Source organism: Actinomadura sp. J1-007 (assembly GCF_009793335.1).
GTDB lineage: Bacteria > Actinomycetota > Actinomycetes > Streptosporangiales > Streptosporangiaceae > Spirillospora > Spirillospora yumaensis.
In genome coordinates this window covers 649,413-662,434 of the sequence record NZ_WING01000003.1, presented here as the reverse complement: position 1 = coordinate 662,434, position 13,022 = coordinate 649,413, and the positions used below count along the sequence as shown (strand labels likewise).

Here is a 13,022-nt window from a genome sequence, read left to right as displayed (position 1 = left end):
CCCGGCGGAACGGGTCAGGCCTTCTCGAGCTCCGGCTCGGTCGACGCGACCGGGCCGTGCTCCTCGCCGTCGGGCAGGAACCGCCCGATCATGGCCTTGTAGAGGCCGGTGCCGACGATCGCGCCGATGACGGGCCCGACGATCGGCACCCAGAAGTACAGGTCGCCGTACTGGTCCCGCCACGCGCCGTCGTACCCGGTGATGAACTGCGCGAGCCGCGGCCCGAAGTCGCGCGCCGGGTTGATCGCGTAGCCGGCGTCGCTGCCCCACGCCATCCCGATCGCGACGACGACGAGGCCGATCAGCAGCGGGGCGAGGTTGGACAGCGGGCCGTTGTTGCGCACGTCGGTGAGGACCAGGATCAGGAACAGCAGGATCGCGGTGCCGATGACCTGGTCGCGCAGCGCGCCCCACGAGCTGACGGGCAGCGTGCCGTTGCCCGGCAGCGTCGAGAACACGCCCTGCGACTTCAGCGTGTGCCCGGGGTCGAACTTGGCGAGCGCCTCGCTGTAGTTCCACCGGACGATCAGCGCGCCGACGAACGCCCCGGCGGTCTGCGCCGCGATGTAGGGCCCGGCCTTGCGCCAGGAGAAGTCCCGGAACACCGCGAACGCGAGCGTGATGGCCGGGTTGAGGTGGGCGCCGCTGACCCGCATCGCGGTGTACGCGCCGAGGGTGACGCCGAGGCCCCAGGCCCAGGTGATGCTGTCGTGGTCGCCGATCCCCGCGGCGTTCACCTGGGCGACGACGCCCACCCCGAACAGGATGATGATCATCGTTCCGGCGAACTCGGCGGCCATCTCGCCCGCCAGCGGCGGGAACCTCGTCGGTCTGCTCATGGGCACTCCTCGACAGGGGGTGGGGCTCGGACGCTAGGCGGCCACGCGCGGGCGGACAACGGGCAGGTGCCGACAATGTCGGCACTTTCCCCGCCGCCGGACGGCCGTTACCCTCCACCCTGTGCACCAGATCACACGATTGCGCCAGTTCGGGGCACCGTGGTGGGCGATGGCGACGGGCGCCGACATTGTCGGCAGCGCGTTCATCGGCCTACCATCGGGTCCATGCCGGGACCCGTACAGTCGATCGAGCGGGCGGCCGCGATCCTTCGGCTGCTCGCCGCGAGCCCGGGCCGCCTCGGCGCGGGCGAGATCGCGGGCTCGCTCGGCCTCGCCCGCGGCACCGCCCACGGCATCCTGCGCACCCTGGAGCTCGTCGGGTTCGTCGAGCGCGACGAGGCCACCGGCAAGTACCAGCTCGGCGCGGCCCTGCTGCACCTCGGCACGAGCTACCTCGACGTCAACGAGCTGCGCTCCCGCGCGATCAACTGGGCCGACGCGCTCGCGTCGCGCAGCGGCGAGGCGGTCCGCATCGGCACGCTGCTGGACGGCCGGGTGCTGGTCGTCCACCACGTGTTCCGGCCGGACGACTCGCTCCAGGCCATGGACGTCGGCACGCTGCTGCCGCTGCACGCCACCGCGCTCGGCAAGGTGCTGCTCGCCCACGACGCGCACGCCGCCGCGTCCGTCCGCGACGCCGTCCTGGAACCGTACTGCCGCCGCACCGTCACCGACCACAAGGAGCTCGGCCGCGCGCTCGCCCGGGTCCGCGACAACGGCTGGGCCTCCGAGGTCGAGGAGCTGTCCATCGGGGAGGCCGCCGTCGCCGCGCCGATCCGCGGGCACGGCGGCCTCGTCGTCGGCGCCATCGGCGTCTCCGGCGCGGTCGAGCGCGTCTGCGACGCCCGCCGCGTGCCCGTCCCCGCCCTCGTCGCGTACGTGCGCGACGCGGCCCGGGCCGTCTCCAGGGACCTCGGTGGAACGCGCTGGTGAGGCCCGCCCCGGCGGACGGGGCCGGCGCGGGGAGGGCACGCCGTGACCGAACGCTACGTGATGTCCATCGACCAGGGCACCACCTCCACCCGCTGCATCCTGTTCGACCACGGCGGACGGCTCGTGTCGGTCGCGCAGCGCGAGCACCGCCAGCACTTCCCGCGCCCCGGCTGGGTCGAGCACGACCCCGTGGAGATCTGGCGCAACCTGGAGCGCATCGCCCCTGAGGCGCTCGCCCAGGCGGGCGTCACCGCCAGGCAGGTCGCAGCCGTCGGCATCGCCAACCAGCGCGAGACGACCGTGCTGTGGGACCGCATCACCGGCGTCCCGATCGGCCGCGCCATCGTCTGGCAGGACACCCGGACGAGCGCCCTGGTCGACGAGCTCGGCCGGGGGCCGGGCGCCTCGATCGTGCCGGAGCGCAGCGGCCTGCCGCTCGCCACCTACTTCTCCGCTCCGCGCATCCGCTGGACCCTCGACCACACGCCCGGCCTGCGCGAGCGCGCCGAACGCGGCGAGGTGCTGTTCGGCACGATGGAGAGCTGGCTGATCTGGAACCTCAGCGGCGGCCCGGACGGCGGCGTCCACGTCACCGACGTCACCAACGCCAGCCGCACGCTGCTCATGGACCTGCGGACGCTCGCGTGGGACGACGGCCTGCTGTCCTTCTTCGATGTCCCGCGCGCGATGCTGCCGGAGATCCGCTCGTCCACCGAGACGTACGGGACGGCGCGCCGGGTGTTCCCCGGCGTGCGGATCGGCGCGGCGCTCGGCGACCAGCAGGCCGCGCTGTTCGGGCAGACCTGCTTCGCGCCCGGCGAGACCAAGTGCACCTACGGCACCGGCGCGTTCCTGCTCATGAACACCGGCACCACGCCCGTCCGGTCCGGCAACGGGCTGCTCACCACGGTCGGCTACAAGATCGGCGACGAGGACGCGGTGTACGCGCTGGAGGGCTCCATCGCCGTCACCGGCGCGCTCGTCCAGTGGTTCCGCGACGGGCTCGGCCTGATCGGCACCGCGCCCGAGATCGAGACCCTCGCCCGCTCGGTGGACGACAACGGCGGCTGCTACATCGTGCCCGCGTTCTCCGGCCTGTTCGCGCCGCACTGGCGCGGCGAGGCGCGCGGCATCATCGTCGGCCTCACCTCCTACATCACCAAGAACCACCTGGCCCGCGCCGTGCTGGAGGCGACCGGCTGGCAGACCCGCGAGGTCGTGGACGCGATGAACCGCGACTCGGGCCTCAGCCTGCGCGAGCTGAAGGCCGACGGCGGGATGACCTCCGACAACCTGCTCATGCAGATCGTCGCCGACGTGCTGAACGTGCCGGTCGAGCGGCCGATGGTCGTCGAGACCGTCTCGCTCGGCGCGGCGTACGCGGCCGGCCTCGCCGTCGGCTACTGGGCCGACCTGGAGGGGCTGCGCCGCAACTGGCACCGCGCGGCCCGCTGGGTCCCCGCGATGGACACCCGGCGGCGCGACGCCGAGTACGACAACTGGCGCCGCGCCGTCGAGCGCACGTTCGGCTGGATCCGCCCCGGGGAGGACGGCGACGGCACGGCGCCCGCCTGACCCGGGTGGAACGCGCTCAGCAGAGCACGTGGTCCATCAGGGCGTTCGCGGCCTTGAACTGCTTGAGGCGGTCCTCGGTGGTGGCCGGGGTCGTGGGGATCATGATCTGCACGGCGGTGCGCCCGTCGGGCGACACCGAGTTGACGCTCGACACGCCCGCCATGGACCCGCCGTGGAACCACGCCCACGTCCCGCACCCGAGCCGCCTCTTGGCGAGCCCGAGCCCGTACTCGGCGTCCTTGTAGACGATCCGCCAGTCCCGCGCCGGGACGGTCCGCCGCATCTCCGCGAGCTGCGCGGGGCGCAGCAGCCGCCCGCCGAGCAGCGCCCGGTGGAACCGGTTCATGTCGGCGCCGGTGCTGATCACGCCCCCGTCCGCGTAGCCGTCGGCCTGGATCGACACGTCCACCAGCGGGCCGCCCGGCTCGAACCGCTGGTAGAACGTGGCGCGCGGCCGGGGCGCGTACGCCGAGGTGCCCGAGATCATCGTGTGGTCGAGGCCCAGCGGCGCGATGATCCGCTCGTGCACCTCGTGCTCCCAGGGGTTGCCGGTCGCCTTCTCGACGATCATCCCGGCGAGGATGTAGTTGGTGTTGGAGTACTCCCACCGTGCGCCCGGCTCGAACACCGGGGCGTGCCGCATCGCCATCGCCACGAGCCGCGCGGGCGTGTACGACCGGAACCGGTACCTGCGGTACGACTCGGGGCTGTGGTCCTGGTCCTGCGGCAGGTAGGCGCTGTAGTCGTAGACGCCGCTCGTCTGCCGCAGCAGGTCCCGGACGGTGATCTTCGATCCGTCGTTGCCGTGGCCCGCCACCACGCCGGGCAGCCAGTGCCCGACCGTGTCGGTGAGCCTGATCCGCCCCTCGGCGGCGAGCTGGAGGACGACGGTCGCGACGAACGTCTTGGTGTCGCTCCCGACGCGGTAGTAGGCGTCCCAGGGGACGGGCCCGCGCGTGCGCAGGTCGGCGACGCCGCTGCGGGCCCGCAGCGTCCGGCCGCCCGTGCTCACCTCCGCCAGCACACCGGTCGTGCCCGCGTCGCGGATCGCGTCGGTGTCCCGTTGCAGCCGCTCCCGGTCGGCGGACGCCGACGCCGGGCCGGTCGGGACCGCCGCCGCCGACGCCGCGACCGCCAGCGCGGCGGCCCCCGCGCCGCACAGGGTGATGGTTCGCTTCAGCATGGACGCCATCGTCGCCGCGGGGGGACGGGCCGGTCGATCGGGCAGCCCCCACAGTCCGGGGTGGGGATGGCGGGGTGGCGGGGGCGGCGGGCGGCGGCTAGATCCGGTTGCGCTCGATGAGCTGTCTGGCGATGACGTTCCGCTGGATCTCGTTGGTGCCCTCGCCGACGATCATCAGTGGCGCGTCGCGGAAGTAGCGCTCGATGTCGAACTCGGTGGAGTACCCGGCCGCGCCGTGGATGCGGACGGCGTCCAGGGCGGTCTGCATCGCCGCCTCCGACGCGTACAGCTTGGCCATGCCCGCCTCCAGGTCGCACCGCTCGCCGGCGTCGAGCCGTTCGGCGGCGTCGAGGGTGAGCAGCCGGGCCGCGCGCAGCCGGGTCGCCATGTCGGCGAGGTAGTTGCCGACCGACTGGTGCCGCCAGATGGGCTTGCCGAACGCCTCGCGCTCCTGCGCGTACCGGATCGAGTCCTCCAGCGCGGCCCGGCCGACGCCGAGGGCGCGCGCGGCGACCTGGATGCGGCCGACCTCCAGGCCCCGCATCATCTGCGCGAACCCGCGGCCCTCCTCGCCGCCGAGCAGCGCGGACGCCGGCGCCTCGTACCCGTCGAACGACAGCTCGCAGCTCTCCACGCCCTTGTAGCCGAGCTTCGGCAGGTCGCGGGAGACGGTGAGGCCGGGCCCCGGCTCCGCCAGCAGGACGCTGACGCCCTTGTGGCGCGGCGAGGCGTCCGGATCGGTCTTGCACAGCAGCGCGATCAGCCCCGAGCGGCGCGCGTTGGAGATCCACGTCTTCGCGCCGTCGACCACGTACCGGTCGCCCTCGCGCCGCGCGGACGTCGTGATCGCCTGGAGGTCCGAGCCCCCGCCGGGCTCGGTCAGCGCCATCGTGGCGCGCAGCGCGCCGGTCGCCATGCGGGGGAGGTAGCGCCGCTTCTGCTCCTCGGTGCCGAACACCGCGAGCAGGTGCGACACCACCGTGTGCCCGCCGAACGCGCCCGCCAGCGACATCCACCCGCGGGCCAGCTCCTCGGTGACCATCGCGTAGCACGCCTTCGACACTCCGGACTCGCCGTACGGCTCGGGCACCGCCAGCCCGTACACGCCGAGCTCCTTCATACGCTCGATGAGCCGCTCGGGGTACGCGTCGGCGTGCTCCAGCTCGCGGGCGGCGGGCCGCACCTCCCTGTCGACGAAGTCCGCGACGACCTCGACGATGGCGCGCTCCTCATCGGACAGCTCGAACACGGGCGCTCTCCTCCCACAGACGGCGCGACCGAGTGTTTCATATATTTGATTTGATGCCGATGGCAGCCGGGCGTTCGGCAGGGGCGCCCCGCCGGTCACGGCCGTACCGGGAGCCGCCTCCCTCCATAATGTGTCGAGCACGCCGAACCCTGGGGAGACGATGACTGTGGCCCGTTCCGGCGACCGGCCCCTCGGCAGGCGGCGGCAGCTCAGCGACGAGGTGGCGGCGTACGTCCGCGAGCTGATCATGTCCGGGCAGGTCAGGCACGGGGAGTTCCTGCGGCTGGAACGGATCGCGGGCGACCTCGGGATCAGCGTGACCCCGGTCCGCGAGGCGCTGCTGTCGCTGCGCGGCGAGGGCTTCGTGACGCTGGAGGCCCGCCGCGGCTTCATGCCCGCGCCGCTGTCCCGGCGGGACGTCCAGGACCTGTTCGAGGCGCAGGCGTACTTCGCGGGCGAGCTGGCCGCCAGGGCCGCCGAACGGATCACCGAGGAGCAGCTCGCCGCGCTCGACCGGACCCAGGAGGAGCTGGAGAAGGCGTCCAGGGCCGGGGACCCCGAAGGCATCGAGCGCGCCAACCACCGGTTCCACAGGGCCGTCAACCTGACGGCCGGATCGCCGAAGACCGCGTGGCTGCTCCAGCTCGTCGCCCGCTACGCGCCGCGCCGCTTCTACGCCAACATCCCCGGCTGGAGCCAGGCGTCGGTGGACGACCACCACCTCGTGCTCGCCGCGCTCCGGGCCGGCGACGCCGAAGCGGCGCGGCAGGCGATGCGCACGCACATCCGGCACGCCGGGGCGCTGCTCGTCGTCCACCTGGAGGCGCAGGGCTTCTGGGCGGGCCCGGACGCCTGACCGCGCCCTCCCGGCGAAGCCGGCATCGGCCGCCCCTTCCGTTCCCGGTCCCGAACCTCATATCGTATAAAAAATTTGCACGCCCGGACTCGACGCGGCCATCCGGGAAGGGTGAGGACTTGAGCAGGTTGCAGCAGACGTACGGGCTGTCGCGGGAGCAGCGGGAGATCGTCGCGACGGTCCGCTCGTTCGTGGACAAGGAGATCCTCCCGGTCGCGACCGAACTGGAGCACGCCGACGAGTACCCGCAGGCGATCGTCGACGGGATGAGGGACCTCGGCCTGTTCGGGCTGATGATCGGCGAGGAGTACGGCGGGCTCGGGGAGTCGCTGCTGACCTACGCCCTCGCCGTCGAGGAGCTGTCGCGCGGCTGGATGAGCGTCTCCGGGATCGTCAACACGCACTTCATCGTCGCGTGGATGGTCGCCCACCACGGCACCGAGGAGCAGAAGGCGCACTACCTGCCGAAGATGGCCGCGGGCGAGGTCCGGGGCGCGTTCTCCATGTCGGAGCCGGGCTGCGGCTCGGACGTGTCGGCCATCCGGACCCGCGCCGTGCCCGACGGCGACGGCGGCTACGTGATCGACGGGCAGAAGATGTGGCTGACCAACGGCGGCTCGGCCAACCTCGTCGCCGTCCTCGTCAAGACGGACCCGGCGGCGGGCCACAAGGGCATGACGACGTTCCTGGTGGACAAGGAGCCCGGGTTCGGCGAGGTCGCGCCGGGCCTGACCGTCCCCGGGAAGATCGAGAAGATGGGCTACAAGGGCGTCGACACGACCGAGCTGCTGTTCGACGGCTTCCGGATCCCCGCCGCGCAGGTCCTGGGCGGCGCGACCGGCCGGGGCTTCTACCAGATGATGGACGGCGTCGAGGTCGGCCGCGTGAACGTGGCGGCGCGCGGCTGCGGCGTGGCCCGCCGCGCGTACGAGCTGGGACTCGCGTACGCCCGGCGGCGCGAGGCGTTCGGCAGGCCGATCGCGGAGCACCAGGCGGTGCTGTTCCGCCTCGCGGAGATGGCGACGAAGGTCGAGGCGGCGCACCAGATGATGGTGATGGCCGCCCGCCGCAAGGACTCCGGCGAGCGCAACGACCTCGAAGCGGGCATGGCCAAGTACCTCGCCAGCGAGTACTGCAAGGAGGTGGTCGAGGACTCGTTCCGCATCCACGGCGGCTACGGCTACTCCAAGGAGTACGAGATCGAGCGGCTCTACCGGGAGGCGCCCATGCTGCTGATCGGCGAGGGCACCGCCGACATCCAGAAGATGATCGTCGGCCGCAGGCTGCTGGAGGGCTGACCGGATGCTCCCCCCGAACCCGGCCGTCCCCGGGCCCCCGCCCCTGGCGGGGATCACCGTCGTCGCCCTCGAACAGGCCGTCGCCGCGCCGTTCGCCACCCGCCAGCTCGCCGACCTCGGCGCCCGCGTCGTCAAGGTCGAGCGGCCGGACGGCGGCGACTTCGCCCGCGCGTACGACAGCGCGGTGCGCGGCGGGCTCGGCACGCACTTCGCCTGGCTCAACCGGTCCAAGGAGTCCGTCGCGCTCGACCTGAAACGGGACGAGGGGCGCGCGGTCCTGCGCGACCTGGTCGCCCGCGCCGACGTGTTCGTGCAGAACCTCGCGCCCGGCGCCGCCCTCCGGCTCGGCTTCGGCGCCGCGGAGCTGCGCGCCCGCGACCCGCGCCTCATCGTGATCGACATGTCCGGGTACGGGTCGCGCGGCCCGTACCGCGACAAGCGCGCGTACGACATGCTCGTGCAGGCCGAGGCGGGGCTGGTCTCCGTCACCGGCACGCCCGAGACGCCGGTCAAGGCGGGCTCGCCGCTCGCCGACATCGCCGCCGGGATGTACGCGTTCTCCGGCGCGCTCGCCGCGCTCGTCCGGCGCGGCACGACGGGGGAGGGCGCGGCGGTCGAGGTCGCGATGTTCGACGCGGTCGCCGAGTGGATGGGCCAGGCCATGTACACCACGATCTACACCGGCTCCCCGCCGCCGCGCGCGACGCTCGGCCACCCGGTCATCGCCCCGTACGACCGGTACCCGACCGCGGACGGCGCCGACGTCGTGATCGGCGTGCAGAACGACCGGGGCTGGGCGGCGCTCGCCACCGGCGTCCTCGGCCGGCCGGACCTCGTCACCGATCCGGAGTACGCCACGAACGTCGCCCGCGTCCGCAACCGCGAGAAGGTCGACGCCGCCGTCTCCGCGGCGACGTCCCGGATGGGCCGCGACGAGCTGCTGCGCCGGCTGGACGAGGCGGGCGTCCCCAACGCGTCGCTGAACGACGGCCACGGCCTCGTCGCGCACCCCGTCCTCAGCGGCCGGGACCGGTGGCGGGAGGTGGGCTCGCCGGTCGGCGCGCTGCGCGCGATCCTGCCGCCGATCACGTTCGCCGACGTCGAGGCCCGCATGGGCCCGGTGCCCGCGCTCGGCGCGCACACCGACGCGGTCCTCGCCGAGCTGGGCCTCGACGCGGACACCATCGCGCGCCTACGCGCCGAGGGCACGGTCGCCTGAACGGCACCGGCCAAGGCCGAGACCGAGACCGAGACCGCTCAGGCGACCGCCGGCGGCCGTCACCTGGAACGCCCGCTACCCGAGCGACGCGACCGCGATGTGGGGGCGGCCGGTGATCGGGTGCGCGCCGATGTGGGCGCGCACCCCGAACACCTCGGCGACGAACTCCGGGGTCAGCACCTCCAGGGGCGGGCCCGCCGCCCGCACCGCGCCGCGTTCCAGCACGACCACGTGGTCGCAGTAGGCGGCGGCGTGGTCCAGGTCGTGCAACGCGGCGAGCACCGTCAGCCCGAGCGACCGGATCAGGTCGAGCAGGCCGAGCCGCGCCCGGACGTCCAGGTGGTTCGTCGGCTCGTCCAGCACGAGCAGCGGCGCGCGCTGCGCGAGCGCCCGCGCGAGCAGGACGCGCTGGCGCTCGCCGCCCGACAGCGTGGAGAACAGCCGGTCGGCCGCGCCGCCCATGGCCACCCGCTCCAGCGACTCGGCGACGATGGCGCGGTCGGCGGCGTTCTCGCGTTCGAGGACGCCCTTGTGCGGTGCGCGGCCCATCGCGACGACCTCGGCCGCCGAGAACTCGCCGGACAGGTCGCCGTGCTGGGTGACGACCGCGCGCCGCCGCGCCGCGTCCCGCGCCCGCATCCGCCACAGGTCGTCGCCGTCCAGCGTGACGGCCCCGGCGGACGGGCGGAGCGACCGGTAGACGGTCCGCAGCAGCGTCGACTTGCCGCTGCCGTTCGGCCCGATCAGTCCGACGAACGCGCCGGGCTCGGCGACCAGGTCGGCGTCCGACACGATCGCGGTCCCCTCGATCTCCGCGGTGACCCCCGCGAGCACGAGCCGCATCAGCCCTCGCTCCCCGCGCTCGCGCGGCGCCGCAGCAGCCACAGGAAGAACGGCACCCCGAGGCCCGTCGTGAAGATCCCGATGGGCAGCTCGTTCGGCCGGTCCGCGGTGCGCGCCGCGATGTCGACCGCGACGAGGAACACCGCGCCGAGCAGCGTCGCGACCGGCAGCACCCGCCGGTGGTCGGCGCCGACCGCGAACCGGGTCGCGTGCGGCACCATCAGCCCGACGAACCCGATCCCGCCGACGACGCTGACCGCCGTCGCGGTGAGCAGCGACCCGACGACCAGCAGCGCGATCCGCAGCGTCCGCACGGACGTGCCGAGCCCGGCCGCCGCGTCCTCCCCGGCCATCAGCGCGTTCAGGTTGCGGCCCTGCGGCAGCAGGAACGCCGCGCACACCGCGATCACGGCGGCGGGCAGGCCGAGGTCGGGCCACGTCGCGCCCGCGACGCTGCCCATCAGCCAGAACATCAGCCCGTGCAGCTCGGTCGGGTTCACCTGGAGCTGCACGTAGCTCGTCGCGGCCGTGCACAGGTAGCCGATCGCGACGCCCGCGAGGACGAGCCGCGAGTCCAGCAGCCGTCCGCCGCGCTGCGCGAGGACGTACACCGCGACGACGGTCAGCAGCGCGGTCGTGAACGCCGCGCCCGTGACGCCGAGCCCGCCGAACGCCGTCGCCCCGGACGACACGACCAGCACCGCGCCGAGCGACGCCCCGGACGAGACGCCGAGGATGTACGGGTCGGCGAGCGGGTTGCGGACGAGCGCCTGGAACGCGACGCCCGCGACGCTCAGCCCCGCCCCGGCGAGCGCCGCCACCAGCACGCGCGGCGCCCGCAGGTCCCAGATGACCTGGTCGCGCAGCGGGTCCGGGGACGCCGACCCGGTGAGGTGCGCGCCGACGACCCTCCACACGGCGCCGACCGGGAGGTTCACCGACCCGATCGAGACCGCCGCGACCGACACCAGGACGAGCGCGGCGGCGAGCACCGCGAGCAGCAGGCCGGTCGCCCGCCCCGACACCAGGTGCGGGCCCCGCCCCGCGCGGGCCTCAGCCATGGGACCGCACCGCCCCGGCGAGCTTCTCGACGGCCGCGGCGTTGAGCGGGCCGAGGAAGACGCCGTCGGCGACGGTGACGTAGCGCTTCGTCCGCGACGCCTTCCACTGCGGGTAGGCGGCGAACAGCTTCCGCGCCTCCGCCGCCGGGTCCTCGCGCGGCTCGAACGCCCCGACGGCGAGCACGTCCACCTGCGCGGCGGCGAGCTGCTCCTTGCTGAGCGTGCTGGTCATGTCGCGCGAGCGCCCCGCGAACGCGTTGACGCCCCCGGCCGCCTTGATCACGTCGTCGGTGATGCGGCCGGTCATCACGGCGGGCAGCCCGTTGGCGTTCATCATCGACATGCCCGGGTAGGCGATCAGCACCTTCGGCCTGGGCCCGGCCGAGGTCCGCGCCCGCACCGCGTCCACGCGCCGCCGCAGGTCCGCGGTGACCTGCGCCGCCTTGCGCTGGACGTCGAAGACCTTGCCGAGCAGCGTCAGGAACTCATGCGACGACTCGATCGACAGCGCCTCGTACGCGTCGCGCTCGGCCCGCGACGCGCCGGGCTTGCCGTACGCGCAGTTCACCGGGTTGACGAGCGTCGCGGCACCGGCCGCCGCGAGCTGCTCGCGGGTCGCGAGCCCGCGCTTCGGATCGAACCCGCCCGACCACGTGGACAGCACGAGGTCGGGCTTCGCGGCGAGCACCTGCTCGGCGGGGACCTCGAAGTTCTTGTTCATGGTGAGCCCGCGCCTCGGCAGCGCCCTGATCGCGGCGACCATGGACGGGTCGTCCGACACCCCGTAGGACTGGGCGTTGGCGAGCACGGAGCGTTGCAGGCCGAGGAGGATCACGCTCTCCACCTCGGCGACGGACGTGCCGTTCAGGATGAGGACGCGGCGCGGCGGGCGGGTGAACGTCACCTTCTGCCCGCAGTTGGTGATCGTGAGCGGGTACGACGTCGGACCGGGCGCGGCGGAGGGCCGCGTCCCGGTGTCGCCCTCCGCCGCCGACCCGGACGAGCATCCGGAGGCGGCGGCGAGCGCGGCGAGCGTCGCGGCGGCGCACGCGGAGAGCAGGGCGCGCCGCGCTGGTGTGCGTACAGACATGGGGAATCCCTTGGAGGAACCGGTGGTCGATGGCGTGCGGGCGCACGCGGACCGCCCGCCGGCCCCGTTCGGGAACGCGGAGGGGAGGCGGGTTCAGGCCACGGCGTGCGAAGGCGCGGCCGGCGGTCCCCTCCGCCGTACGGACCGCGCGAGCACGACGCCGAGGCGCGGCGCGGGATCGTCCTGGACGACCACGGTCCAGGGTGCGCGGCGGACCGGCGCGGGACGCGTGAGGAGCCGGGCGAACGCGACGGCGAAGACCGCCCCGCACAGCCACCACAGCGCCCGTTCGGCGCCGGCGAGCAGCACGGCGGCGGCGACCGCGGCGAGGGCGTGCCCGGCGAGCATCGACGGGCCCATCGCGAACGGGCCCGCGACGCCGCCCGCGGCTCCGGGCGCCGGGGCGCCCATGTGGTGCCCGGGGCCCGGCGCGGCCACGGTGAACGAGAAGTGGAACGCGACCTGCGCCCAGCCCACCACGGCCAGGATCCGGCGGAACGACATCATCCGCCGCGCGAGCGCGACGCACAGCGCGCCGACCACGGCGCCGGTGACGGCGACGGCCTGCCACGGCGGGACGCAGCAGTCGCCGGCCCCGCCGAGGACGTGCCCGCCGAGCGACAGCAGGGTGCACACGGCGGCGAGGAACGCGCCTCGCGCGCATCGCGGCAGCGTCGCCCCGGGACCCGTCACGACCGCCAGCCTAGAGGGCCCTTCCGATACCCCCGCGGGGACCCCCGCGCGGCGTTTGTGAGGCGCCTGCCAAACGCCCGCGCGGAGTCCTGCCCCGGCGCCGTATCGCCGCGCCCGCCCGGA

Annotated in this window: 12 protein-coding genes; 5 read left to right on the top strand and 7 right to left on the bottom strand. The window is 74.1% G+C overall.

Annotated features, from left to right (window positions below):
* Positions 1–14 precede the first annotated feature (14 nt).
* Complete coding sequence (locus GEV43_RS44450; protein ID WP_160826624.1) at positions 15–839, bottom strand: MIP/aquaporin family protein; 825 nt, start codon at positions 837–839, stop codon at positions 15–17.
* A 225-nt stretch (positions 840–1,064) separates the two neighbouring features.
* Between GEV43_RS44450 and GEV43_RS44445 the strand changes: the two genes are divergently transcribed.
* Entirely contained in the window at positions 1,065–1,832 is a 768-nt protein-coding gene (locus GEV43_RS44445; RefSeq protein WP_160826623.1) for an IclR family transcriptional regulator, read from the top strand.
* Positions 1,833–1,874: 42 nt separating this feature from the next.
* Positions 1,875–3,407 carry a glycerol kinase GlpK gene (gene glpK, locus GEV43_RS44440; RefSeq protein ID WP_160826622.1) on the top strand — a complete coding sequence of 511 codons (1,533 nt, stop codon included), beginning with the start codon at positions 1,875–1,877 and terminating at the stop codon, positions 3,405–3,407.
* Positions 3,408–3,423: 16 nt separating this feature from the next.
* On the opposite strand, the gene GEV43_RS44435 is transcribed toward glpK, so the two are convergent.
* Both GEV43_RS44435 and GEV43_RS44430 read right to left on the bottom strand, forming a co-directional pair.
* A complete protein-coding gene (locus tag GEV43_RS44435) occupies positions 3,424–4,590 on the bottom strand; it encodes a serine hydrolase (RefSeq protein ID WP_206681708.1) in 1,167 nt (388 codons plus the stop codon).
* 97 nt (positions 4,591–4,687) lie between these two features.
* Positions 4,688–5,839, bottom strand: coding sequence for an acyl-CoA dehydrogenase family protein (locus tag GEV43_RS44430; protein WP_309240313.1), 1,152 nt, complete (start codon positions 5,837–5,839; stop codon positions 4,688–4,690).
* Between the two features lie 160 nt (positions 5,840–5,999).
* Between GEV43_RS44430 and GEV43_RS44425 the strand changes: the two genes are divergently transcribed.
* The 3 genes from GEV43_RS44425 to GEV43_RS44415 all read left to right on the top strand — a co-directional run bounded on the left by GEV43_RS44425 (position 6,000) and on the right by GEV43_RS44415 (position 9,212).
* Entirely contained in the window at positions 6,000–6,695 is a 696-nt protein-coding gene (locus GEV43_RS44425; protein ID WP_160826620.1) for a GntR family transcriptional regulator, read from the top strand.
* A gap of 119 nt (positions 6,696–6,814) precedes the next feature.
* Positions 6,815–7,993, top strand: coding sequence for an acyl-CoA dehydrogenase family protein (locus GEV43_RS44420; protein WP_160826619.1), 1,179 nt, complete (start codon positions 6,815–6,817; stop codon positions 7,991–7,993).
* A 4-nt stretch (positions 7,994–7,997) separates the two neighbouring features.
* Complete coding sequence (locus tag GEV43_RS44415) at positions 7,998–9,212, top strand: CaiB/BaiF CoA-transferase family protein (protein ID WP_160826618.1); 1,215 nt, start codon at positions 7,998–8,000, stop codon at positions 9,210–9,212.
* Between the two features lie 75 nt (positions 9,213–9,287).
* On the opposite strand, the gene GEV43_RS44410 is transcribed toward GEV43_RS44415, so the two are convergent.
* The 4 genes from GEV43_RS44410 to GEV43_RS44395 form a co-directional block, all read right to left on the bottom strand.
* Entirely contained in the window at positions 9,288–10,055 is a 768-nt protein-coding gene (locus GEV43_RS44410) for an ABC transporter ATP-binding protein (protein ID WP_160826617.1), read from the bottom strand.
* A complete protein-coding gene (locus GEV43_RS44405) occupies positions 10,055–11,116 on the bottom strand; it encodes an iron ABC transporter permease (RefSeq protein WP_160826616.1) in 1,062 nt (353 codons plus the stop codon). Before GEV43_RS44405 ends, GEV43_RS44410 begins: the two co-directional genes overlap by 1 nt.
* Entirely contained in the window at positions 11,109–12,206 is a 1,098-nt protein-coding gene (locus tag GEV43_RS44400; protein WP_160826615.1) for an ABC transporter substrate-binding protein, read from the bottom strand. The genes GEV43_RS44405 and GEV43_RS44400 overlap by 8 nt, the downstream gene beginning before the upstream one ends.
* 93 nt (positions 12,207–12,299) lie before the next feature.
* Complete coding sequence (locus GEV43_RS44395; protein WP_160826614.1) at positions 12,300–12,899, bottom strand: hypothetical protein; 600 nt, start codon at positions 12,897–12,899, stop codon at positions 12,300–12,302.
* Positions 12,900–13,022: the final 123 nt, after the last annotated feature.